Origin of the sequence: Mucilaginibacter gossypiicola (assembly GCF_900110105.1) — a bacterium.
Lineage (GTDB): Bacteria > Bacteroidota > Bacteroidia > Sphingobacteriales > Sphingobacteriaceae > Mucilaginibacter > Mucilaginibacter gossypiicola.
In genome coordinates, this window is record NZ_FOCL01000003.1 from 908,099 (window position 1) to 933,773 (window position 25,675).

General features: G+C 44.7%; 13 protein-coding genes. 1 reads left to right on the forward strand and 12 read right to left on the reverse strand.

Annotated elements, in window-relative coordinates:
* Positions 1 to 89: 89 nt before the first annotated feature.
* Positions 90 to 755, reverse strand: coding sequence for a DUF3826 domain-containing protein (locus tag BMX50_RS13540; RefSeq protein ID WP_091211040.1), 666 nt, complete (start codon positions 753 to 755; stop codon positions 90 to 92).
* Between the two features lie 436 nt (positions 756 to 1,191).
* Here BMX50_RS13540 and BMX50_RS13545 point away from each other — a divergent pair, with 436 nt between their 5' ends.
* A complete protein-coding gene (locus BMX50_RS13545) occupies positions 1,192 to 2,085 on the forward strand; it encodes an AraC family transcriptional regulator (protein ID WP_091211041.1) in 894 nt (297 codons plus the stop codon).
* A 196-nt stretch (positions 2,086 to 2,281) separates the two neighbouring features.
* On the opposite strand, the gene BMX50_RS13550 is transcribed toward BMX50_RS13545, so the two are convergent.
* From BMX50_RS13550 to BMX50_RS13600, 11 genes are all read right to left on the reverse strand, one after another.
* Positions 2,282 to 3,205, reverse strand: a complete 924-nt coding sequence (locus tag BMX50_RS13550) for a dihydrodipicolinate synthase family protein (RefSeq protein WP_091211042.1) — start codon at positions 3,203 to 3,205, stop codon at positions 2,282 to 2,284.
* Positions 3,206 to 3,217: 12 nt separating this feature from the next.
* Positions 3,218 to 4,774 carry a sodium:solute symporter family protein gene (locus BMX50_RS13555; RefSeq protein ID WP_091211043.1) on the reverse strand — a complete coding sequence of 519 codons (1,557 nt, stop codon included), beginning with the start codon at positions 4,772 to 4,774 and terminating at the stop codon, positions 3,218 to 3,220.
* A 357-nt stretch (positions 4,775 to 5,131) separates the two neighbouring features.
* A complete protein-coding gene (gene galB, locus BMX50_RS13560; protein ID WP_091211044.1) occupies positions 5,132 to 7,531 on the reverse strand; it encodes a beta-galactosidase GalB in 2,400 nt (799 codons plus the stop codon).
* Positions 7,528 to 8,649 carry a glycoside hydrolase family protein gene (locus BMX50_RS13565; protein ID WP_091211045.1) on the reverse strand — a complete coding sequence of 374 codons (1,122 nt, stop codon included), beginning with the start codon at positions 8,647 to 8,649 and terminating at the stop codon, positions 7,528 to 7,530. Before BMX50_RS13565 ends, galB begins: the two co-directional genes overlap by 4 nt.
* A 322-nt stretch (positions 8,650 to 8,971) precedes the next feature.
* Positions 8,972 to 11,734: an alpha-L-rhamnosidase gene (locus BMX50_RS13570; RefSeq protein ID WP_091211046.1), complete on the reverse strand. Its 2,763-nt coding sequence runs from the start codon at positions 11,732 to 11,734 to the stop codon at positions 8,972 to 8,974.
* A 9-nt stretch (positions 11,735 to 11,743) separates the two neighbouring features.
* Positions 11,744 to 15,250, reverse strand: coding sequence for a malectin domain-containing carbohydrate-binding protein (locus tag BMX50_RS13575; protein ID WP_244280970.1), 3,507 nt, complete (start codon positions 15,248 to 15,250; stop codon positions 11,744 to 11,746).
* Between the two features lie 61 nt (positions 15,251 to 15,311).
* Positions 15,312 to 18,110, reverse strand: a complete 2,799-nt coding sequence (locus BMX50_RS13580) for a glycoside hydrolase family 95 protein (RefSeq protein WP_091211048.1) — start codon at positions 18,108 to 18,110, stop codon at positions 15,312 to 15,314.
* Positions 18,111 to 18,115: 5 nt separating this feature from the next.
* On the reverse strand, positions 18,116 to 20,878 hold the full coding sequence (locus BMX50_RS13585) for an alpha-d-galacturonidase (protein WP_244280972.1): 2,763 nt from the start codon (positions 20,876 to 20,878) through the stop codon (positions 18,116 to 18,118).
* 221 nt (positions 20,879 to 21,099) lie between these two features.
* Positions 21,100 to 22,647 carry an MGH1-like glycoside hydrolase domain-containing protein gene (locus tag BMX50_RS13590; RefSeq protein WP_091211050.1) on the reverse strand — a complete coding sequence of 516 codons (1,548 nt, stop codon included), beginning with the start codon at positions 22,645 to 22,647 and terminating at the stop codon, positions 21,100 to 21,102.
* Positions 22,648 to 22,853: 206 nt separating this feature from the next.
* On the reverse strand, positions 22,854 to 23,867 hold the full coding sequence (locus BMX50_RS13595) for a zinc-binding alcohol dehydrogenase family protein (RefSeq protein ID WP_091211051.1): 1,014 nt from the start codon (positions 23,865 to 23,867) through the stop codon (positions 22,854 to 22,856).
* 152 nt (positions 23,868 to 24,019) lie between these two features.
* Positions 24,020 to 25,672, reverse strand: coding sequence for a UxaA family hydrolase (locus BMX50_RS13600; protein ID WP_091211052.1), 1,653 nt, complete (start codon positions 25,670 to 25,672; stop codon positions 24,020 to 24,022).
* Between the last annotated feature and the right edge of the window lie 3 nt (positions 25,673 to 25,675).

Below are 25,675 nucleotides of genomic sequence, written 5' to 3' on the forward strand. Positions count from 1 at the left end.
ATTTTCATGATCAGGTTAATTAATTGGTATAATTGGTTTGCCCGGCTAAAGCTTATATCATGATACCGGGAATATTAGGTTAGTTCAAATTATTGCTTTGCGGCCTGCCGTTCCTTGATCCGTTTCTGCCATTCTTCCCCCTCCTTTTTCATATCATAGCCCTGTGCAGACAGATAGTTATTAATGCGGCCTTTAAACTTGCCAAACCAGGCATGTTTTTTCTCTGATGATTCGGCGTCTATTGCGTTCTCCCTTGCCTCCAGCAGCCAGCCTTTTATTTTGCCTTTTTGTTCGTCGGTAAGGTTGGGGATTTCGTCCTGGTAAGCAGTGTAAGTGATAGGATAAATGCGATAGGTCATGCCGTCTTTTATCTTATCAACTTCATCGGCACTTAATTCTTTGTTCAGCTTTTTGATATATGATGCGTGTAATACTTTAACCTGCTTTACCACGTCGCTGTCAACAAGGGCAATTTTAGCATTGGCACCCGCCTTATCATCGGCCATTTGCGTTTTGATATCGTTTACTTTTGTTTTACGTGCATCGTAAACAGTGTTCAGATCGTTGTACTGGGCTACCACAATATCACGTACTTTCTTAAATTTTACCGAGTCGGTAATGCCGGCTCCGGTAACAATTTTGTTCGAGCGTTCGGTGATCACCTTTATATAGTTGTTATCGGTTGTGGTTTGTGCAAAAGCGGCATTCCCTGCTACTGATAATAACAATATGGCTATGTATTTAAAGTGCTTCATGAGTGTTTTAATTGGTTAAATTCTTTATACAGCTTATGCAAAAGCCCTCAAAAAGTTTATAGTATCCTGCCATTTTTTTAAGCAATTAATTGTTTATATCACAATTAATTAAGTATTAAAATCTTGTCAGTTCTAAAAGCCTGCTAAAAAGTATAATTAATTTATTGGTTTATATTTCCTGGTATCCCGCAGCCTGATTAACAAGTTGCTTTAACAAATATCAATGGTTAGCCTTTGCGTTTCCTGTTTGTATTTATCTATTTATTATACAATCTTAGCATAACCCATTTTTCCCGCAAAGCTAATTTTTTGTCAAAAGAAAATTACATTACTGCAAATTGGGTTTAATTAAAAATTGCTACTTTTAAAAATATAAACCAACACGGCACATACATAAATATAGGCCGGCCCGCTAACCTTTATTGATTTTCATAAAATGAAGCCCCATTTTCTCAAGGTTGCGGTAAAACCGCAAAATTCATTCAGTATACGGCATGATATTTTGCCCACCTTCCGGGGCATCTGGCACTACCATCCCGAGCTTGAATTGCACTACGTAATAAAGGGCGAAGGGGTTAGGTTTATTGGTGATAATATCAGCAATTTTTCGCCCGGCGAAATTACACTGCTTGGTGAAGCCCTGCCACACTGCTGGCGCTGCAAGGACGAATACTTTTTACCAGATTCGGGATTGAATGTTGAAGTGATCGTGATCCACTTTTTACCCGACTGCCTTGGCCGTTACTTGTTAAATTTACCCGAAGCTTTCATGCTGCCCAAGCTTTTTGAAAAAGCTAAAAGTGGCATGGTCATCAAGGGCGAAGCAAAGACCGAGCTGGCCAAACTGATGCGCCAGGCAGCCGAAGCTACCAACCTCGACAGGATCATTATCCTGCTTTCAATATTGAAGGTGTTAGCCGAAAATGAGGACTTTGAACCGATCACGCTATCGCACAGCGACTTTCACCAATCCAACGAGTCGGACACTATTCGCCTTAATAAGGTATGTTCATATACACTGGCCAATTATAAACAGGAGATCAGTCTGGAGAAAATAGCCGCCATCGGCAACCTGAGTGTTACCTCCTTTTGCCGTTATTTTAAGCTGATGACCAAGAAAACGTATTTTGATTTTTTAACCGAGATCAGGATCAGTCATGCCTGCCGATTTTTGATTGAGGATAAATTGCCTACCGAGGTTTTGTGCTTTGAATGCGGTTACAATAATATTTCAAACTTTTATCGGCACTTTAAAAGGGTCACCGGCATGACCCCGCTTGAGTATAAACGCCGTTATATTAAAGGGCAAAAGCAGGCAATTTCTGCTTAATTTTGCTAAATCTTAAGTCCTTAGCCTGAAGTCCAAAGTAAAATTAGAAGCCGTTTAAAAACGATTCAAGAAAACTGGTATATCCCCAACGTCATTGCGAGGCACGAAGCAATCCTCTACTTTACAGAGTAACCAGACAAGTGCCCTGTACAGTTCGCGATTGCTTCGTTCCTCGCAATGACGTTTTTTTTCATTTTTAAATACCTATCTCGCTTTGAAGCGTGGTATAGTTACTATAAAGATCTTCTATTTTATTACGGATGGCCGGCGAAAAATAGCCAACATCCCGGCGGGTGGTGGTAGTTATTTTCAAACCGCGTTTGGTAAGATAATATTTAGCAATAATCGGGTAAACATTATGCATCACATCCATGTTTTCGGTTAAAAACTCCTGTACCATGGCAACCTCATGCTGGCGTGATGCATCATCGTAATGATCACATAACCAAACAATAAGTTCCGGGAAGAAATTCCCCTGAATACATGATAACCCCGCCGAGCCAGCTTTCAGCGATTCAACCGCATGAACCATGTAAGCATCGTACAAACCAAACGCCTTATTAATTTTACTCGCCTCCAGTTTCTGTTTTACTATCTCCAGGTTAAGGCAAGTATCTTTATGATATATTACCCTGCCGGTTGCTGCAAAATGTTGAATCTGTTCTGGCGATAATAACCTTTTGTATGGCACGGGGCATTCGTAAAATCCTAAAGGAATATTTTCAGTTTGATCAAAAAGGTCAAATACGCGATCGTTAAGTGCAGTATCCGGCTCATTGACATCGGCCAGTAAACTTGTAATGGCTATTACCGCCGAAGTGCCTGTGTCATACACTCTTTTTATAAAATCGGCTTGCTTTTCAATCGGCCCGCCAAAGGTACCGGTAGCTACAACAGGAACAGCACCGTCAACAGTTTCAACTACGTGTTTGATGATCGATAACCGCTCTTCGCCAGTCAGTTCAAACATTTCGCTCGAGAGGCAATTGGCAAACACTCCTGCGGCACCTGCATGCAGGTACATCTCGGTTAAACGGGTTAGTGCTACGTAATCAACCGCACCGTTATCTTTAAAAGGCGTTAACATTACCGGGATAAAACCCTTTTTTGATTGTTCCATTTGATGATTAAATTAAACTGTTAACTGCCTCGTTTTGGTTAAAAAGATCCCTGTTAAAAATATAGCGAGCGTACCCGCAACAATGATCATATTGGTATTGAGCGTGCTGCGAAGAGCTGCATATTGTTCGGGAATGAGGGCCGGAAAAGTAAGCCAAAGGATCACTAAAACACCAATGATGCTGGCGATAATAGCCTCGTGGTTACGGGTTTGCCTGCTGATGATACCCAACAAAAATAGGCCGAGCATACCTGCTGCAAAAATACCCGAAAGCTGCCACCATAAATCGAGGATGCTCTTTACCCCTATCATAGCTATGCCTGCTGCCATACCTGCGAACCCAAAAACCACAGTGCCTATATGCAATGCATTCAGGGTGTTTTTTTCGCTGAGCTGTGGTTTAAAATATCTTTTGTAGATATCGATAGTGAAAACTGTAGCCGAAGAGTTCATGCCCGAGCTAATGGTGCTCATGGCTGCCGATAAAATGGCTGCCACGATAATACCAACCAAACCTGCCGGGATTTTGGTAACCATAAAATGCGGCATGATCTTATCGCCATAATCGGCAGGTGTAAGTTTGCCCATGAACGCAGCAACCTCATTTGCCGAAGCTGTTGCAGGCAGGCGTTCGATAGCTACCTGGTGTTTAAGGCTTAAGATCAGATCAGGATGCTGGCTATAGTAAGCATATAGGCATGAGCCTATTACAAAAAACAGGAACGATGCAGGCACATAAATGCCAACACAAAGCCATACCGATTTGGCTGCCTGTTTGGTAGATGCAGCTGCATGATAACGCTGGATATAATTCTGATCCATCCCGAAGTTGTTGAGATTGATGAAAAAACCATAGAACAGGATCACCCAAAATGTTGGCTCAGTTAAGTTAAGTGAGAAACTGCCCAGGCTGAATTTATGATCGGCTTTGCCAATTTCTACGATCTTATCAAAGCCGCCGGGAATATTGCTTACCACGAGATAAATGATGAGCAAGGCTCCTAATGTTTTGATGATGGCCTGTACTACTTCTGTCCAGATCACAGCTTTAATTCCGCCGGATACGGTATACAGGATAATGGATATGCCCATTACGATCATGATGATCTTCATAGACAAGCCGGTAAGCGCCTGTAAGCTCAGTGCTATTCCAAAAAACACGGAACCCATGCGGGCAATCTGCGTTAGCAAAAAGCAAATAACCGCATAAACCCTTGCCCAGGGACCAAAGCGTTTTTCAAAGTGCGTATAAGCGGATATGTTGCCGGTATTACGATAAAATGGTATAAAATATTTAACCGCTATCCAGGCTGCAAATGGCATGGATAAGCTAAATACAAAAGCGTTCCAGTTGCCGCCGTAGGCTTTGCCCGGAACACCCAAAAAGGTGTTGCTGCTTAAAAAAGTGGCATAAATGGACAATCCGATGGCCCAACCCGGTATCAACCCAGATGCAACGGTGAACTGTTCGGCATTTTTATTTTTACGCGAAAAATAAAATCCAACCAGCACCATGGCTATAAGGTAAATACCTATAATGGTAAAATCTAACACAGGCAACACTCTCATGCGTTAATCGGGTGGTACAGTAAATTTAGTATTATGGTTTAAAATTGTATAACAAATGTAACGTACCGGTGTTAGCCTTTACTGTAATATTTTCGCCGGCTATTGTAGGATATTATCACTAACGGAATGAATACACAAACAGGAGAGGTACCTGTCTTCTAACCGTGATATTATTAAAAGATATGTCATTGCGAGGAGGAACGACGAAGCAATCTCGTAGCTATGCAAGTCAAATATGCATTGGCTACGAGATTGCCACGCTGCGCTCGCAATGACATTGTTTATTATTTACCAGCACCTCTCGTCTTCGCAACACATTTGCCGCCTGGCGGGTGATCGCTGGAAATTGATTAATTGTTAACGCAAACTTTCAATCACAACACTACCCGCCTGCAACCCATCGGCAGCAGCAGTAACAGTAATCTTCCCACCAACAGCTTTAGATTGAATAATAGCCAGCCCCAAACCATTAAACAAATGGTGCTGATCAGATACAAACGGATCCAGATCCGTTTGCGAACCATTGTCTACAGCTTTCAGCACGCCTTGCCCGGTTACTTTAAACTTTACCAGTTGATTAGCATCAGGCACAGGAACGTTGTTTTTATCCAGAACAGATACGGTGATATACGACAGGTCTTTACCATCGGCTTTAATTTTACTCCTATCGGCCTTAAGCTGTATTTTGTAAGGCTCGCCTGCTGTAACTACCTGCGTGGTCATAACCACTTTGCCATTACGACGGGATACCGCTTTTAATACCCCCGGCTCATATTTAACACGCCACATCACATGCAGGTCATCGCCGGTTTTCTTTCTTACCCCTATTGATTTACCGTTTAAAAATGCTTCTACTTCATCCGCATTATTGTAATAGGCCCAAACATCAATCAGCTGCCCGGGTTTCCAGTTCCAGTGCGGTAAAAGGTGCAAAACGGATTTGTTTGTCCATTCGCTTTGGTACATGTAATAAACATCCTTGGGGAAACCGGCCAAATCAACAATACCAAAGTATGAGCTTCGGGCCGGCCACAGGTACGGGGTGGGTTCACCAATGTAGTCGAAGCCGGTCCACACAAAAAGGCCCGAAAGAAAATCATGCGTCTTGATGATCTTCCATGTTTCCTCGTGCGTAGAGCCCCAGTAGGCAGATACGTTATCGTATGATGATACCGTAAAATCGGCATTGCCATCCTTCAACGGGGTTTTACCATCCTTTGGCCAGCGCCTGATGCTGTCTGACGGCATATCATAATGCCCCCTTGTTGCCAATGCCGACATGTTTTCGGTTCCGATAAACTTTTGGCCGGGATAGTTTTTCTGAAAATCGGCGTATACTTCCTGGTGATAATTTAAGCCAACCAGATCAAGCGCGCCCGACTGGTAAATGAAGTTCTTTTTAGGGTCGGCATCGCTCAGGGCCGATGTAACTGGTCGTGTGTTATCCAGTTGCTTTACAATTTTTACCAATTCGCGACCAATGCTCACGCCTGTGCTGTCAAACTGTTCCCTGATCTCGTTGCCAATGCTCCAGGCAAAAATGGACGGATGGTTCCGGTCGCGCAAAACCTGGTCTTGCAGATCTTTCACATGCCACTCGTCCCAGTCCTCGTGGTAATCGTGTTTGCTTTTTTTCTTCTTCCACATATCAAAAGCTTCGTCCATCACCAGGAAACCCATTTTATCGCACAGGTCAAGCAGTTCGGGTGCCGGTGGATTGTGTGATGTACGGATGGCATTGCAGCCCATATTTTTTAAGATCTGCAATTGGCGCTCAATAGCACGTGTATTTACAGCCGTACCTAAAGCACCCTGGTCATGATGCAGACAAACGCCAAGAATTTTCATCGGCTCGCCATTCAGTCTAAATCCTTTATCGGCATCGAAGTTGAAATAACGGATACCTGTGGTGGTCGTATAATCATCTATAACTTTATTACCAGCAATTAACTGCAGCTTTACTTTGTACAGGTTAGGATGATTTATTGACCATAGCTTAGGGTTCATAACCCTAATGTTCTGTTGAATTACAGTATCAATTACTGAAGATGTAACTGTACCCACAACCTTACCCTGATCATCCAAAACCGAAGCCCTGAGCGTTAATTTTGAACCTACCAAACCCGCTAATACCGTACGAATATTAATCGCTGCTTTTTGATGATCAACCTGCGGCGTAGTTATAAATGATGACCATTGCGGCAGATGGATTTTATTGGCAGTGGTTAACCAAACATTGCGGTAAATGCCCGACCCGGTGTACCAGCGTGAATTAGGCTGATCGCTGTTGTCAACCCTAACTGCGATCACATTTTGCTGCGCTCCAAATTTGAGGTAAGGCGTCAAATCATACCTGAAAGAGATATAACCGTTAGGCCGCTTGCCTAAATAATGGCCATTGATCCAAACTTCGCTGTTGTGAAAAACGCCGTCAAAATCAATCAAAATAGTTTTAGTTTTTGACGATGCAGGGATCATAAAACTTTTACGATACCAACCGATACCGGCAGGCAGCCCGCCCTCGGCCTGCGTGGTGGGATTTTTACTGTCGAATTCCCCTTCGATACTCCAATCATGCGGAAGATCAAGTTTTCGCCAACGATTGTCATCAAATTTCACCTGGCTCGCAGCCGTGTCATCGCCTAAAAAAAACTTCCAGTCTGCGTTAAAACTTTCTGTTTTGCGGACGTTTTGGGCGGATGCAAAACCCGCCGTAAAAAGTACTAAACACAACGTATATAAATAACGGAGCCTCATTTTGTTTTACTTTTCTTAACAGGCGGAGCAACAAAGTTCAGCTCGCTTTTACCCAGATCTTTTGACACAGCAACCGCTATACCGCGCTGATCGGCTTTGTTTACGGCGCAATAAAAGTGATAAACTATGCCTTTATACTTCACCACGCATGATTTGTGGGCGAACATATGATCATAAGGCTCAGATGATTGGATGAGCTTCTCTCCTATCCAGTCTGTCCAGTGCACCAGATCATACGAGCAGGCAAAGCGGTTAAACACGCCCGAATCGCCGGTTTTCCAAAATGCTCCGAAATAAAACATGACATACACATTCCCTATCTGCTGAATATATGGATCGCCGGTAATGCCATCGCCGTGATTCAATACCGGGTCTTTGCCGAAACGTTTCCAATGCAGCATATCGTCAGATACGGCCATACCAATCCGTTCGGCACCGCGTTTTTTGTTTACACTATCGCCATTGGCATTATAATACATAATAAAAGGGTGACCGGTCAGCTTCTTTTTATCCCAGATAATCGTTTGCTTGTATTGCGTATGGTTATCCCACCAGCTAACATCTTTATCGATGCTTGACAGTACGGGATGATCCAATCCTCGCCATTCATGCGCAGTACCCGGATCCTGATCGGTAGAAGCTACGCTTATGGATAACAAACCTTTTTCATACCCCTTACTTTGTCCGCCGAAATACGACAGCCAATACTTGCCATCATATTGCTGTAATTTGTACGAGCCTCCCCATTTATAATCCTGCAAGCCAACATAACCAGCCTTTTGGTTATTATCCCAGCGTGTGGTATCATCAGAAAATGAGAGGATCCGGCCGCGGGTTTTCCAGTGCAGCAGATCTTTGCTATCGGCCAGCCATGTTTCATAACCACGACCGTTAAAAATAATATAGCTCATATACCAGCTATCCCCCTGCCGAAAAACCATAGGACAATCGGCCTTCTGGCTATTATCATCGGACGATATCACCAGTCCGTACTTATACGGGGTTTTTACTTGCTCATAAATGTCTTTCATCACCTTTTCGGGCACCTCCTGTGCCTGCACCTTCAGCATTAAAAAAACATAAACTAAGAATGTGGATGATTTGAAAATGTATTTCATGGTTTGTATATATAGTCCATTAATAAGTCTACTGATTAAGCTATTATAAAACTGAAAACCAATTCATTAGATTTCAGAAAAATTGCTTTTAAAACTTGTAATGAAAAGGAGACACCTACGGAGCCAATACATATATCTTGTTTTTTGCTATAAACATGTTACTCCTACGGAGTTATAATCATACACTTTTTAAACTCCGTAGGAGTAACATGTTTGTAGAAACGAAAATCAAGAGAATTGGCTCCGTAGGCGCCTCCTGTTTAAAAGCGATTCTCCTGTTTCAGCTTTATGCATTTGGTTTTTAGCTTGTTCATATAATATTTTATTTGGCGATGAATGTATAGTTACCCGATCCTACTTTTACTTCGGCCTTTCCATCGTGATAACCGACGAACTTAAGATCATGCCTTGCTTTGATGTTTTGCCCATCCACCGTAATGGCAGCATTACTTTTAACAGGCAAATAGATACTTGCCGTAGTATTAGCGGGGATACTTACTTCGAGCTTAAACTGCCCCTTATCTTTTTTCCAGCTGCTTACGATATTTCCATACGGTGATTTGTAGTTAGCCTTTGCCCAGGTTACATCCCCCACGGTTTCGGGCCTGATCTCTATTTTATTAAAAGCAATAGCATCATCCGCAGGGCGGATGCCAGCCAAACCGCTGTAAAACCACTCCATTAAATGGCCTAACATAAAGTGGTTATTAGATACCGAAGTCAACGCCGCCCATGATTCGGTTAAGGCCGTAGCACCATGAGCAAGCTGGTAACCATAGCCCGGTACATCGGCACGGCTGTTCATATCATAGATCACATCTGAGCGGCTTTCATCATCCAGCACACGAAGCAGGTAACGGTAACCGATATCACCGGCGGTAAGGGCATTACCACGGTCGCGAATGTCTTTTACAATATTGTTCACTACGGCCGCTTTGTATTGCGGCTCAACCAGTCCGGCATAAACAGACATGGCATTAGCGGCCTGACTGCCGGTACCGTATTGTTTGGTTTCGGCATTAAAAAACTTTTGATTGTATGCCTGTTTAACTTCGGCAGCCAGCTTTTTATATGATGCGGCATCGTCGCTTTTACCCAGCAGACTTGCTATTTTAACCGCTATATCCAGGTCATAATAGTAAAGCGAAGTAGCCGTAATCCCTTGCGGCGTTAACTGTGAAACACCCGGAGGATTTGGACCGAGGTCATACCAATCGCCCAGACCCTGGTACAATAAATGGTTTTGAGATTTTTTATCAAGGTAGGCCAAATATCGTTTGATCATCTCATAGTTTTGAGCAAGCACCTCTTTATCGCCATACCACTGGTATACATACCAGGGTAGGATCACAGCATTGCTTCCCCATTCAGGCGAATCGCGGAAAGGCTCATCAAACTTTACATATTCGGGCGAGATCTCGGGGATCAGCCCGTCTTCGGTTTGAGAGATGCGCATATCATTGATACACTTGCGCGCCAGGCCCACAATGTCATAGTTATAATGCAGGGAACTGCCAACCAGGTGCGCTTCTTCCAGCCAGCCCAATTTTTCGCGGTGAGGACAATCGGTAAACACGCTGGCCATATTGCTTTTCATGGCCCAGTCAATCAGTTTAAAGGTTTTGTTGAACAGCTCGTTGGAGCAGGCGAAACTGCCCACTGTTTCAGCAGCGTTACGGGTGTGCAGGCCTTTGATGTCAGCAATGACGGGCAATTGCTGGCTGTTAGCTTCATTTTGAGGAACAACACCCTGAACCTGTAAATACCTGAAACCATAATAGGTAAATAATGGATGCCAGGTTTCAATTCCATCGCCCTTTAAAACGTAATCATAATAATGCGGACTGCCCGAGGCTTTCTGATTGGCGCTACCATCCTCATTTACCAATTCGGCAGGGATAATACGTATAGTATCACCCTTTTTACCACGCACAGTAATCTGCGGGATTCCCGAAAAATTTTGGCCGAGATCATACACCCATGCCTCATTAGTGAGCTGTTTTTTGCTTTTGGGAGCAAGCTCCTGCATGATCTTTAAAGGCTCGGCCATTTGCGCGTTAAGCTGCGGCACATCATCTACCTTAACCACACTTCGCCATTTTGAATCATCAAAGTTGTTGGTATCCCAATCCGGTTGTTTAAGGTTAGCATTATAATCTTCGCCCCCATAAATACTACTGAAAGTAACCGGCGAAGGAGCTGTTTTCCATGAACCATCACTCACCACATTATCCACACGGCCATTATCATACTCCAACATTAAACGACAGATCATCTTAGGGTAACCAAAAGCACCGGTAAGCTTGCGGTAACGCCTATCGCGCGGGATGTAATAAAAGCCGTTGCCCAACATTACGCCAATGGTATTTTTACCGGCAATCAGTTGACTGGTCACATCAAAAGGCACATATAAGGCCTGTTTATCATATTTTGTCCAGCCGGGATCAAGGAAATGATCGCCTACTTTTTTACCATTCAAACTCAATTCAAAATGCCCTAATCCGCATAAATAAAGCGTGGCTTTTTTTAGCTTACCTTCCACGTTAAATGCCTTACGCATCAAAGGCAAAACATCATTAGCAGTACCCAGTTTTTTGGGCCCTTTGCCATGATAAAACGGCACAATGGCCGACGAATCGGGCAATTTATCGTAGGCTATCCAGTCGGCACCGTGCCAGTCGGCTTTTGTGAGCAAACCCATTTGCCAGCTGGCAACACTGCTCCATGCAGATGCTTTGCCATGATTGTCCCAAACCATTACCTTCCAATAATACGTTTTGGCGGCTTGCATCCCCTTGCCATTGCAAGCTATTTGTAATGATCTGTTGGATGGTACCTTTCCCGAATCCCAGATATCGGCATTGTTATTTGTGAGCTTGGCAGCGTCATCAGCAACCAAAACCCGGTAAGCCGTTTGCGTTGTATTACGGGCATCGCTTTGCATTTGCCAGCTAAGCTTCGGCTTAGCCGATTCGATACCTAATGGGTTTGTTTTGTACTCGCATTGCAGGTTAAGCACCTTCAGATTTTGAGAAAAAGCGCCGAAGGGCAGCAGTAGAAATAACAGGCAGATCTTTCTTTTCATGTTAATATTTTATTGCATTTCAATGCCCGAAACAGCCAAACCATCAGCTTTAATGCCCGTGATCACCAGTTTATAATTACCCGCGTTGATACTCGTGCCCGTATTGGTTGCAACCGTACCCGACTTATTTTTGGCAACCGGTTTAAAACTCAGTTCTTCCTCCTTCATCACCGTACGATCGGCAGCCAGTAGCTGCATTTTTGCTGTAAAAGTTTGATTGCTTTGGTTATAATATTTGATGCGCAGGGCATACAGATCCGCAACTCCCGGTGTTATCGCGAATATCACACTGCCGACCGCACCGCTGCTAAATTTAACTACTTTTTTGCCGTTCAAGGTATCGCTGCTTGCGCCACTTCCTTTTAATTCGGCAGCTTCAGCTTTATAACTGATGGTTTTGCGAAGATCAGTTGCGGGTTGCAGCGAAGTAACAGGCAATACCACCACGGTGTACATGAACTTACCTTTATTTTCGCCTAAAGTAACTACATCCGCTTTCTTGAAGCGTTTCCTGTAAACGGGTAATTGATGCCCACAATCAGCATCAGTTTTTACAAATAAGCCGGTGTTTTCATAATCCGAAAGCCAGGCCGGCCTTTGCGATGCCGGTACATCCATAACTACATAAACATCGGCATCAGCATTTAAAATAAATGAGCCTGTTTGTGCTTGGGCCGAATTGCTTGTACTCATCCAATCAGCACCATAAAATACCGGTGGAAGATCGTTAAAGGTTACCCCGGCATCGGTGTATTGTTTTTGGCCGATGTCCATCCAGCTTTTTGTCGTCCATTTATTATTGCCTTGTAATTGGCTAATTATTCCCGAACCCACCGATTGTGGTTTTGTGGTTTTGTTTAAAGTACTGATTGCTATCGCAGATATGATGGCTTCACCTGCTGCGGCATTTGGAAAAGAAATCGTTAGCATCCCACCGGTAACATGCGCGGTAATACTTTTTTTAAGCGCTTTTGCATATCCCGCTTCTTTCCAGATATCGAGATCATGGATCATAGTTTTACCATTCACCGCTACATCAAACAAACGCCAGCCTGAACAATCCATCCCCCCTCCGGTACCGTACCAGGGTTCGGTAAAATATAGCTCGATACGGTAATCCCCATCAGGCACCGGGAAATTGAATTTTAATTTATCTAAGCCATACCTGAACGTTTGGAAGAGTTCGCCATCAGCCGTTTCGCTAACCCTGTCAAAAGTGCGTTGCTGGCTGGCGAAGAAGGATGGCATGCCGGGGTAATCATCCGTCCATGATGTGGATCCGGGTTGCTGTTTATTGTCCTGATGCCTGTCGGCCATCCAGATGTTTCCGTAGCTGTCGGTATAATCCGAGCCGCCGCAATTAAGGCGGTATAAATAATTGTAACCAGCTTGCGGTTGCAGTATAGTGGAATTTTCTTTTGATAAATGAGGGGCAGATGGCAAGTGATTCAGCATGATCTCATCGTGAGTTACCTGCTTACCATTAACATACCCCACTGCATATAATACATTGTATTTAATATCCGCGCCATCCCATTGAAAATGCGTGCCGATACCTTGTCGTTTTCTCCGGCCTAATGACTCATGGTTGAGATCATTAAAAAGCTCCACTTCATCGCAATTGGAATAAACAATGATGCTATCCTTTTTACCCGGAATAAGCCAGCGGTTTGGCCAGGTATGCGATACGATGTAAACCATAGGCTCTTTATCCTTTGGCGCATAGTTGGCCCTGTACATGTAAAAAGCATCGGTAGGTTGGCCCCAGGGTGTAAACAGCCCTTTGTAATTGACAGGGCCTACCCTATCGAGCTCCCGTTGGCCTTCGCCGCCCTGCGTTCTTCCGGGGTTTTCATGTGAATACAGCAGCCATTGAAAATGCCCGGCAACCTGATCTTTAACAGACTCCGCCAGGCGGACTTTAGTTTCCATGAGTTGGGTCATGCGGTCTTCGCTTAGTGGACCATTTGCATTAAAAGGGCCTTCTGTATGTAAGCCGAGGCTTCGCCACGCGCCGTACTCGCCAACTAATATTTGCTTTTTCAGGTCATCGCCATAAGTAAGTGGGTTGCCTCCATAAGTGCCTGTCCAGTTTTGGGGCACATCCCAATCGGTGCCTTCTCCGCCATTACAGGTTGTTATTTTGCGTTGAGATGAAGCAGTAGGGTCAAGCTTACGAATGATCGTGCTGCACTCACGGGCAAAATCGGCAGGTAATTTACTTTCATTCTGTAATCCCCATAATATAACCGAGGGACTATTGCGGCGTTCCTTTACCCAATCAACCAGTAAAGCCTTATAATTAGCCCTGAACTCCGGCGAATCGTACCAGATATGCGCCGAGTATTGCGGCCACCATAAAATGCCCAGCTTATCCCAGTATTGCTGATAAGCGAGGTTATGAGGCTGGTGCGCATCCCTGAAAGCATTAAAACCGGCAGCTTTTACCTGCATCACCCGTGCTTTAATTTCCTGGGCTTCAAAAGCCTGACTTTTGCCCAACAGGTGTTCATACTCGGCAATACCATTGATAAAAACGGGCTTTCCATTGAGGTAAAAACGATTATCATGATTATTCCTGCCAATGGGCCAACTGATCCAGTGAATACCATAAGGCGTTTGAATTCTGTCGATCAATTTCCCATCGGCCCAAACCTCTGTTGCTACATTGTACAAGTACGGTTTTTCCAGCGACCATAAATGCACATTTTTAACATCTGCAAATTGTTGACTTATTACGTTAGTCTCCCCTGCACTTAGTGTTTTATTTGTTTTTGTTTGGGCGATAGTTTTGCCGTTAACATCAATCAATCTATTGGTGACGATTACTTTAGATGGCCTCCCACTGTAGTTTTTAACTTCAGTTTCAAGATTAAGCGTAGCTGATTTTTCACGAACAGTAGTATCATTCCAGATGTGTACGCCAAAGGGTTCAATTCTAATGGCATTGGTAACTATCAAATGAACCGGCCTGAAAATACCCATTGGTTGCGATCCTTCCGAAAAACCCGGATCATCAGAGCAGGCGCCACAAACCCAGGGCAGGTCTTTGATGAAAGAAGGATGATCTGCCCTTACGCACACCAGGTTTTTCTTACCTGCTTTAATAGCTTCCGTTACATCAAGAGTAAACGATGTGCGACCACCTGCATGATAACCAACCCGTTTGCCATTGAGCCATACTGTAGCGTAAGAACTAACGCCCTCAAACCACAAGAAATAGCGTTTATCATTTTTCTTGTTTTCAAGTGCGAATATTTTACGATACCACGCGGTGCCATGCCTGTTACCATGTTTCAGGCGGCGATAGCCCTCATAGGTGTCCCAATTATGGGGTACGTTTACCGTTTGCCATTTAGTGTCGTTAAAGGCAGCTTGTTCAAAACCTGTATTAGCCTTGGGGTTGTTATCGTCGGCGATACTTTTCCAATTGGTATTTAATGAGGTCTCCCTGCGGATGTTTTGCTGGGCAATGCCTTTGCTTAAATTGAAGCCAAACAGAAAGATAAAAAACACAAAAACAAATCGAAATACCGACCTGCATTTTTGAGTATGATTAATTCTCCCTGCCTGCATTTTACAATTGTTTCAAATCAGCATTAAACCGATAGCTTTTACCTTTTTGAGTCTCAATATCTACTGTCTTTCCAGCGTAGCTTAAACGACATGTTTTGCCCAATTTGGAAAACACCTCCACATTTTTCAACTGGCCATTTTGCCATTCAAAATCCAGCACAAAACCGCCTCTTGCACAAATACCTTTAATATTTCCCTGCGGTAAAGCAGTTGGTAAAGCGGGCAATAACTCAATCGCATCGCCCTGGCTTTGGAGCAGCATTTCGGCCAAACCGGCAGCGCCGCCAAAATTCCCGTCGATCTGGAACGGTGGGTGTGCATCGAACAGGTTGTGGTAAACCCCACCCTTCTCCTTGCCGGAACTTACATCGGCAGGTGAAAGCAACTTGCTTAGCATCAAATAAGCATGATCGCCCTGGTGCATCCGCGCCCAGATATTTACCTTCCAGGCAATGCTCCAGCCGGTACCCTCGTCGCCCCGGTATTTCATGGATTGTTCGGCAGCTTTCAGCAGTTCAGGAGTTTTGAAGGTGATATCCGTTCCTGGATAAACGCCCCACATGTGCGAAATATGGCGGTGGGTATCCGTAGTATCGTCTTTATCTTCCAGCCACTCTTGTAACTGACCATATTTACCTATTTTATTTGGTGCTATCTGACTGTATTTGAGTTTCAGCGTATCGGCAAAAGCCCGATCAATATTCAGCACTTTGGCTGCTTCAATACAGTTTTTAAACAGATCACGGATGATCTGATGATCCATTGTTGGCCCTGCAACCAAACCGCCATGTTCGGGCGAGTTGGATGGCGTGCTGATGAGGCAGCCTGTTTTAGGGTTTTTCACCAAAAAATGCACAAAGAACTCCGCGGCACCTTTCATTTCTGGGTATGCCCGTTTTTGCAGAAAACCCTTGTCGCCCGAGTACAAATAATGCTCCCACAACTGGTGGCAAAGCCAGGCTGCCCCGCTAACCCAAATGCCATGATTGGAAGCATTAACCGGTGCCGTCCCTCGCCATAAATCTGTATTATGGTGCAATACCCATCCAGGTGCGCCGTAATGCTCAACAGCGGTTTCATGCCCGGTTTTGGCGAGGTCATCGACTATGCTAAAAAACGGCTCGCTGCAAGTTGACAGGTTAAGCAGCTCGGCGGGCCAGTAATTCATTTCGAGGTTGATATTAGTGGTGAACTTGCTACCCCATGGAGGTGTAAGCAGGTTATTCCATAAACCCTGCAAATTTGCCGGACCACCACCCGGCCTTGACGACGAAATCAGCAAATACCTGCCAAACTGCATATATAAGCTAATAAATGAAGGATCAGGAGATTTTCCAAACTTCAAAATGCGTTCATCTGTAGGCAGATCAGCATTTTCGCCCTTTCCTAAATCGATAGAAAACGTATTGAAATACTTTTGATAATCCCTTATATGAGCAGCTTTGATAGTTGCATAGCTCTTAGTAGTTATAGCTGCAATTTGTTTTTTACAGATGGCCTCCGGGTTGCCCGATACATCGTGATAGTTTTTAAAATTGGTAGCGGCTGTGAGATAAAACGTCGCTTCATTAGCTCCGGTAACCGATATACTTTTCGGGCTTACTACAACCTTGCCACCTATAGATTGCACATGCAGATAACTTACGCCACGTAAAACACCGTCTTTTACTTTTAAAGATATCGCCAGCGTGTGATCATCAATTTTACGGATGACATAGTTTTTATGCAGACTGCTCAATAAAGCCTCCAATGTGATTTTACCGGGTTTATCAGCGGTGAGATGTACGGCCATTACCTGATCGGGGGCACTGCTGAAATATTCGCGGGCATAGTTAACGCCATCGGCTTTGTAAGTTACATGAACCGTGGCATTGGTAAGATCGAGATCGCGTTTATAATCTGTTATTTCCTGCTTAGGAAATTGCAGGTACAAATCGGCAAAAGGCTGGTAATCGGCATTGTAACGGGGATATGCAGGCGGGTTATCATCCTGCACATGGTAATGCCATGCCCCGGCAAGACTAATCACATCGCTTTCACGTCCTTCGGGATAAACTGATAAAGTTTTAGTGTTGCTTGTAAATCCACCTTTATCGTAAAAATTAACTACCAAAACAGATAGCTGGTTGCTACCTAAATGTACATCGGCAGCCGGGATGGTATATTTGCGGTAGGCAGTGCCATTGGTGGAGCCAATGCGCTTTCCGTTAACGTAAGTGAAGTCAATATCGCGAATGCGCCCAAGATTTAAAACCAGGTTTTTCCCTTGCCAATCAGGGGGGACGTTAACGGTCGTTGTGAACCAAACCGCACCATCCAGGCCCTCCAAACCGGGCGCTGTTTCCCAGCCCTGCTCGGTTGGCAATGTAATGGGTGTCCATTCCTTACTCTTAAGCGGCGGGCGAATGTCCTTCATAGCGTTAAACCACTTTGCCGAATCAGCAGCATAGTTCAACTCATTGCTCTTCATGCCCATAAAATGCTGCTGGGCCATCGCCTCCGCTTCGGCTTGTTTACCTTCGGAAAGTAGTTTGCGGATAGGTTCCAGATATTTCACGGCTCCTTTACGGTTATAGTCGCGGGGGCCGCCTGTCCATAGGGTTTGTTCGTTGTATTGGATATGGTCTTCGACAACGCCACCGTAGACCATGCCCCCTATACGGCCATTACCAACAGGTAAGGCATCAGTCCATTTTTGGGCGGGTTGTTTATACCAAAGCTTTAGTGGTTGCGATTGGGCAAATACCCGCACAACCCCAAACATGAATATCACAATAAATAAACTCTTCCGGATTTTCATAGATTTCAGTTAAAAAGCCAGCGTAAATCTTTGATATTACCTTCATTGCTTAAGCCGGCATCGTAAACCGGCACATTGGCATCTGCATCAACAATACCCAAAACCAAGGCGGATCCTTTACCTAAGGTAAGGGTATTTGACCCGGCTTTAAAAGTGTATGTATGGATATTTACAGGCGGCAGGCCATCAATTTGAATAGCATTGGCAATCTTAATATCAGCCTGGCCATAGTCATTGGCACTGGCATCTGTTTCCAGTTGCGGCTCGGGCAGATATTGCGGCAGCTTGCTATTGAAAAAACCGACCAGCACTTTTACCGGCTTATCATTTTTAAAGCTGATGGTTGTACCATTCTTCTGCTGATCTGCTTTGGATAGCTTAATCCCTTTTAAACCTGCCAACTCTTTTGCTATGTTTTTTATCAGCGCGGCGGTATCGGCATAAACCGCTTCGCCTGAATTTATCTGATAACTGCTACTACCACTGCCACTATTTTCAAGCTTCACCGGCTCATTCTTCAAAACCGTAACCTCCTTTTGTTTTTGCTGCGTTTGGGGCGATTTCAGCGAATCGATATTCCGTTTAAAGTTGTCAAGCTCCTTTTGATAAACCGGTAAAAGCTCGACCCAGGTTTTCATTTTGGCATCATTACCACCAACCGGGATTTTGCGCTGCTTGGTCTGCATGCTGTTGGCATACAGGTAAGTATTTTCGGTTAGTTTTACCAGTTGTTTATAATACTCCAGACTGGTTTGCAACTCGGGTAGTGCCTTTTCCAGATCAGCAACATTATCCGAATATTTATAACGCAGTACCCACAAAGCTGCCTTTGCCTTGTAAGCATAGCTATTAGCCATAGCATTATAGCAATACATGTCATTTTTTAAACGGGCAAACTCGGCATTGTCTTTTTTTATCCCCGCCGATGCTTTATCGATAGCACCAACAGCTCTTTTCCCTTGAAGTATCACACTGTCAATAACCTTAACCGGTGTTTCGCCTACATGCGGTTGGTGCTTCCACTCCTTTTCGGCGTACTCACTCATCATTTCGCCAACAGGCCCTTCCGAATTATACAACAAAGAGAACAGACCGTATTTTTCGGGATTAACCAATTGGCTCATCAACATGCCCAAAGTCATGGTTTGGCGGTTACCATCGGTGATCCCGAAACGGCGCAACAGTTCGGGCGAGATATTGCCCGACTCTTCATAAGCTTTTAAAATTGCTTCCCCATTTGCCTGATCGCATCCATATTTATCGGCCAGTTGCTTTGCCCAATAGCTTATCTCACCAGCCCTGTCCCTTTTACTATCCCAGGCATAGCGCGCCCATGCTTTGTACCAGATCCAGTCCCTGTCCAACTGCAGCAAACGTTTTCCGCCTGTGTTATCAGCAGTGTAAGGCCAGTCCCAATATGATGCCTGCGGATACAAGTGCAAGGCGTTTGCCCCATAAATAGTATGCATGGCCTGTACGCATTTCTGTATAAAATCAGCCGAACCATAGCGGAAAGGCTCCAGGTTGGCCATGATGTGCACGTTCTCTATCTGCACGGTGCCAATGCTGCTCAGCGTACGGTGCAAATCGGCCCAGGGACCATGCGGCTCATAGGTTGTTAGCGCCTCGCCATTGTATTTTGCTTCGGTATATAGATTTGAATAAAGTGGTTTGGCGTATTTCATTACATTGGGCGCGTCGGTATCATGTGCCCGAAGAACGATCGGCGGTTCATCGGTACGGCCTAAAGCTTTCAAGCCATCCTTTACTCCGGGAATTATAGTTTGGGTAAACCAGTCTACATCGTCCTGCCCAACACCTTCCATGGCCTCGCCCAGCGTAACCAGCAAACCTACATTAGGATACTTTTGCACAAAAGCGGCGATAGATTTACGGGTATAATCGGCAATGATGGGTACAATGTGCCGGTTCCTGTCCTGCGTTTTCAGGTTATTTTTTTCGGCGAATGGTTTGGATACAATGATATTATAAAAACCCTGAATAAGCCAGATGCCGCGTTTATCGGCTTCATCAGCCAAAAAACTGTAGATCTCTTCGTTTTTCTTAAAGGTGGCATCATCAACCTCCACGGCATAAGGATATTCTTTTACCCTTACCAATGATGCAAAAGGGTGACCATTCCATAAATATAAGGAGTTCATGCGGTTATGGGCCAACGAATCCAGGTAGCGGATCCATAAAGCCTTATCATAAAACCAGGGGAAATTCTGCGGCGTATAAGGGTACTCATAAGTACCGCGACCAGGAAGTAAGGCAGGCTTTTGCACACCGATACAGGTACCCCTCAAAACCATTTCGGGCTGGTCATGCAGATTAATGTTTACGGGAATTTTTTTATTCAGGCCGATCCTATCCGCCAGTTCAAGGCAGCCATACAGCGCACCGGAATTATCGGCACCTGCTATCAATAGTTTATTTTTGAGGCCGTTATCACTGATGATAAAACCTTCTTTTCCCGGGCGATTATTTGTAGCGCCAACCAGTTTCTTAACCGGGGCATCCGCGAGCAAACCAACAACTATGGCATTACCTGAAGGCATTACGCCTTTATAAGATTGTTCGGCAATTGAATACCCGGCGTGTTGCAGGGCCAGCGTTAACTTTTGCACACCATAGCTTATCCTTGCATGGTGTTTAGGCAGGGTAATAATGGTGATTTTTTTTGAAGGTTTTTGCGCGTGTAAGCTTGAATGAAAAGAAAAGATCAGCGCGAATAACAGCAGGAGATAACGATTGGACATCTTCATTTTCATTCGTATTAAACAGGCTTACCAAAGCCCGTTTCTTTGATTTGAAAGAAGGCTTCAGTATCTCAAATGATACCTTTGGTTGTGAACTTAATTGGTTGTATAGTATTCAAAAATATCAGTACGCTGCTGCAATTTCATCTGATATTTTCTCTATCTACTATACGATATTATCATCATTAAAGCCAGCAAGCCAATAAAAGAGAGAAAATGAGTCAGGATTAAGCCGGAAGTTTTACCAGTACATGTTTTAGATGTATGCTCCGGGAAATTACCTTACCATCGGCATAAATGATAAAACCTTTGCCTTTGTGGTATTTTGTACCGGTTTTATCCCAAACCACGCTGATCGTGTGCCCATGATAAAGTACATTATCCAGTGCAAACCATTTCCATTGGTTTTGAGGGATAAGCGGGAAGATTTCGAGTATATTGTCTTCACGCGGTTTCAGGCCAAGAAGATCGCTGATGACCAAATCACAAAAACCGGAGTGGTTGTAGTAGCTGCTCCTCGGATTATCGCCTTTAAGCCAGTAGCCAGTTTTTTCATCCTGGTATTCGCCTAAATAAGGCTGCCCGCGTTTGATATGCGAAAGGGCATATTTGTGCAATTCGTTATAAAAAACACCCGGCGTCATAGTGCCTTTGTTTTGATAAGCAGTAAGCAAATTGGCTAACCCTTTCAAGGTTTGGGTTGTAGCAAAAGGCCATACCGCGCCGTCCCACTCGCAGCCATGCCCGGTACCATGGGTGCGGAACAAGGGGTGCCTGCGTTCGGCTGTGGTGATACCCCAGGGCGCGTTAAAACCTTTAGTGTCGGTTAGCTGATCCCATTGCTTGGCGTATGCCGGCTTATCATCGGGCAGGTTGAAATACCAGGGGATAAAGCCGAGTTCCTCGCGGGCCCCGGCAAAATGCCCGTCGGGTTTACGTACTTCAAAAAAAGATGCGCTATCATTCCACAAACTGTCCTGCACCAGTTTTTTCAGGTCGATAGCTTTTTGCGTATATTTTGTTTTCAGTGAATCATTGCCGGTTAGTGCCGCCATTTTTGACAGGGCTACGGCATTACCATACATATAGCTGTTAATGGTAGGCCGGATGTTTTTGATCTTACGCCCCCCGCTGATACTTTCCTCCATCGCATCACGCACATCAAACTGCCAAAACAATTTGGAAGGTAACTGCTTTTCCGTTTCCCATACATTGTAATCGGCATTGAGCGGAAGCAAGGCCTGCTCAACAAAATGTGTATCAAGGTTTACGAGGTAATAATTATACACCGCGTCATCAATCCAACTGCTGAAAGCATGCAGGTGCGGCTTCTTCTGTTTAGGGTCAACATAAAGCCAAAAATTGATATACTGGTTGATGTATCGCGGGTCATGCAGCCAGCGCCCCTCATATACCTGGTGACCAAGAGCACTGCTTGAACTGTTATATACACCGGTGAAACTAACCGGGGTTATAAATTCTGTAAAAATGAAGCCATCCGGTGTTTGTTTCAAATGTTTCCTGAATGTCCACCAGCGGTAATAATAGATCTTTTGAATGGCTGAATCCGGGCACTCAAACAAAGGGACATTTTTGGCAAGCCAGTCGTAAGCATGGTCATTCGTGATGTAGTTTTTAACCGTTTCGGTATCTGTTTTATTAAAGCTATCCACATAAGTTTTCAGCTTTTCAAAACCTAATACACGCTTTTGCTGCGCGAAAGCATTGCCTGCTACACAAAAAAACAAACTGATTAAAAATGCCCTTTTTATCATCTCTTAGAAGCTGTTAAAAACGATTAAATAAAACTGCTATATCCCGCCCGTCATTGCGAGGTACGAAGCAATCCCCTACTCTACAGGGCGGACTTGCATAGCCCCTCTGCCTATTGGGGATTGCTTCGTACCTCGCAATGACGGCTTTTATATGTTGATGACTGTAGAGACGCAATTATGCGTCTCTACAGTCATTGAACAGCCTCTTATACCTCCACAATAGCTTTAATAACTCCGTTAGCCGGGTTAAGCCAGCTTTCAAACTGATCTTTTACTTCGTCAAAAGTTACCCGGTGAGTGATATACGTTTGCGGGTTTACCAGTCCGCTTTTCATAGACCCGATCACATGCTCAAAATCCTCACGGGTAGCGTTACGACTGCTCATTAAAGTAGATTCGCGTTTATGAAATTCGGGGTGACTTACAATAATCTCATCCCGCTGCAAGCCGACCAACACATACCTGCCGCCATGCGCCAAATACAGGAACGCCCCGTTGATGGCTTTTTGATTGCCGGTAGCATCGATAATCACAGTTGGCATGTCGCTATTGGTGATCTCTTTCAAGCGTTCGGTTACGTCTTCATTTTTCACGTTGATGGTATAGTCAACCTTCAGGTTTTCACGGCAAAAGTTTAGGCGCTGCTCGTTCACGTCGGCAGCTATAACCTTTGCTCCGGCAATACGGGCAAACTCCATAATACCTAAGCCGATGGGTCCCGCGCCGATGACCAGTACAAATTCGTCCGCCTTTACGTCGGCTCGCCGCACACCATGGGCACCGATAGCCAAAGGTTCAACCAATGCCAGTTCATCAAAACTTAATCCCTCACCATGAACCAGTAAGTGTGACGGAACCTGCAGATATTCGGCCATGCCGCCATCCGTATGCACGCCGCAAACCTGGATATTTACACAGCAGTTTGCTTTACCCGAACGACAGGCGATGCAATGCCCGCAATTGAAATACGGGATAAAAGTAACAGCTTCTCCCTTTTGAAAACCTTCGGCATCGCCGGCTTCAACCAGTTCGGCTGCAAGCTCATGGCCTAAAATTCTTGGATAGCTGAAAAAAGGTTGTGTTCCTTCAAAGGCGTGCAGATCGGTACCGCAAATGCCTATGCGTTTTATTTTGAGCAGTGAATAACCCGGTTTTAATTGCGGAGTTTCGGCAATGCCATATTCCAGCTGACCGGGTGTGGTACAGGTTAGTATTTTCATTGGTTTTTCGTCATGTTTTTCTCTCCCGTTTCCGTGTCCTCACGGAAACCTGGGCTATTTCCCCCTTGTTTCTCTTTTCATTCCATATATCCCTCTGTACCTGTCTGCGGGTGTTCGTGGGGACACGAACACGGGGTGGAGAAAGTGTACAATTAAAGCGAAACCCCTCTTTTCCACGGAATAAAATCATCCTGGCCATGGCGTACCGCGTGGACTTCAATCTCTCCGCTGGCAACTTTTACTACATAATCCAGGATGCGTTCGCCGGCCTGTTCAATGGTTTCATCGCCTTCAACAATAGTACCGGTATTAATGTCGATGATATCGCTCATGCGGTTGTATAACGCGGTATTGGTAGCAATTTTTACAACCGGGGCTATTGGGTTACCTGTAGGTGTACCTAAGCCGGTGGTAAACAATACAATATTCGCTCCCGAGCCAACTTCGGCCGTGGTAGATTCAACATCGTTACCCGGCGTACACAGCAGGTTAAGGCCTGGCTTTGTCACTCTTTCAGGATAATCCAACACATCAGCTACCGGCGAGGTACCGCCTTTTTTGGCAGCACCGGCAGATTTGATAGCGTCAGTGATCAAACCATCTTTAATATTGCCCGGCGATGGGTTCATGTAAAAGCCTGAACCTGCTTCTTCGGCGCGCTGACTGTAGGTGCGTACCAGGTCGGCAAAGCGTTCGGCCTTGTCTTTATCCAGGCAACGGTCTATCAGGTTTTGCTCTACGCCACAGAGCTCCGGGAACTCGGCCAAAATAACCGAACCGCCCATAGCTACCAGCAAATCGGAAGTGTAACCGATAGCAGGGTTTGCTGAAATACCAGAAAAGCCGTCAGAGCCTCCACATTCCAACCCGATAGTCAGTTTGCTTAAAGGGGCCGGTTTACGGGTGTATTGGTTAGCCTGCATTAAACCTGCCAGCGTTTGCCTGATGCCTTGTTCCATCAAATCGGCTTCTTTACCTGTTTTCTGCTGATCTAAAATATACAAAGGTTTGTTAAACTGGGGCGAGCGTTTGTTGATCTCCTCCTGTAAAGTTTTAACTTCGGCGTTCTGACAACCTAAACTTAAAACTGTTGCCCCCGCAACGTTAGGGTGCGTAATATACCCGGCCAGCAAACCACAAAGCGCAGTTGAATCCTGGCGGGTACCACCACAGCCACCTGTATGGGTTAAAAACTTAATGCCATCAACATTAGGGAAAACTTTGTTACCAGCACTTTGAGCGGTATCGCTGCCTATTTCGGTATATAAAACTTCATCTATCTGCGCACCTGCCTTTATTTTGCCAATCAATTCCTGCGCTTTGATCTCGTATGTTTTTTTGCGACCATAACCAAGTGGTTTTACCAATGCTTCCTGCAATACTTCGATATTACGGTTTTCGCAAAAAACCATCGGTACAACCAGCCAGTAATTAGCAGTGCCCACGCTACCATCTTCGCGGTGATAACCGTTGAATGTTTTACCTTCCCATTTGCTGATATCAGGCTTGTGCCAATCGGTATGGCTCTGGCCTGTTAAAAAGCTGTTAGCCGCGTGTTTTACATTAGCAGTACTTAGTAAACCGCCAACGGGTATAGGGCTCTGGGCCTTACCTACCAATACGCCGTACATAATAATTTCGCCGCCTTCAGGAATATCTACGATAGCGAATTTATGTTTGGCCGGGATCAGTTCCTTTACTGTATAAGTGTCACCTTTATAAGTAACCTGCTCTGCAGCCTGTAAATCGGTAAGTGCTACAAGCACGTTATCGGCAGGGTGTACTTTTAATATATTCTGTTTCATTGC

Excerpts from the sequence above, each read along its gene's own strand:
- BMX50_RS13540 (WP_091211040.1), bottom strand. The coding sequence starts at position 755 with ATGAAGCACTTTAAATACATAGCCATATTGTTATTATCAGTAGCAGGG.
- BMX50_RS13545 (WP_091211041.1), top strand. The coding sequence starts at position 1,192 with ATGAAGCCCCATTTTCTCAAGGTTGCGGTAAAACCGCAAAATTCATTC.
- BMX50_RS13550 (WP_091211042.1), bottom strand. The coding sequence starts at position 3,205 with ATGGAACAATCAAAAAAGGGTTTTATCCCGGTAATGTTAACGCCTTTT.
- BMX50_RS13555 (WP_091211043.1), bottom strand. The coding sequence starts at position 4,774 with ATGAGAGTGTTGCCTGTGTTAGATTTTACCATTATAGGTATTTACCTT.
- galB (WP_091211044.1), bottom strand. The coding sequence starts at position 7,531 with ATGAGGCTCCGTTATTTATATACGTTGTGTTTAGTACTTTTTACGGCG.
- BMX50_RS13565 (WP_091211045.1), bottom strand. The coding sequence starts at position 8,649 with ATGAAATACATTTTCAAATCATCCACATTCTTAGTTTATGTTTTTTTA.
- BMX50_RS13570 (WP_091211046.1), bottom strand. The coding sequence starts at position 11,734 with ATGAAAAGAAAGATCTGCCTGTTATTTCTACTGCTGCCCTTCGGCGCT.
- BMX50_RS13580 (WP_091211048.1), bottom strand. The coding sequence starts at position 18,110 with ATGAAAATCCGGAAGAGTTTATTTATTGTGATATTCATGTTTGGGGTT.
- BMX50_RS13585 (WP_244280972.1), bottom strand. The coding sequence starts at position 20,878 with ATGAAGATGTCCAATCGTTATCTCCTGCTGTTATTCGCGCTGATCTTT.
- BMX50_RS13590 (WP_091211050.1), bottom strand. The coding sequence starts at position 22,647 with ATGATAAAAAGGGCATTTTTAATCAGTTTGTTTTTTTGTGTAGCAGGC.
- BMX50_RS13595 (WP_091211051.1), bottom strand. The coding sequence starts at position 23,867 with ATGAAAATACTAACCTGTACCACACCCGGTCAGCTGGAATATGGCATT.
- BMX50_RS13600 (WP_091211052.1), bottom strand. The coding sequence starts at position 25,672 with ATGAAACAGAATATATTAAAAGTACACCCTGCCGATAACGTGCTTGTA.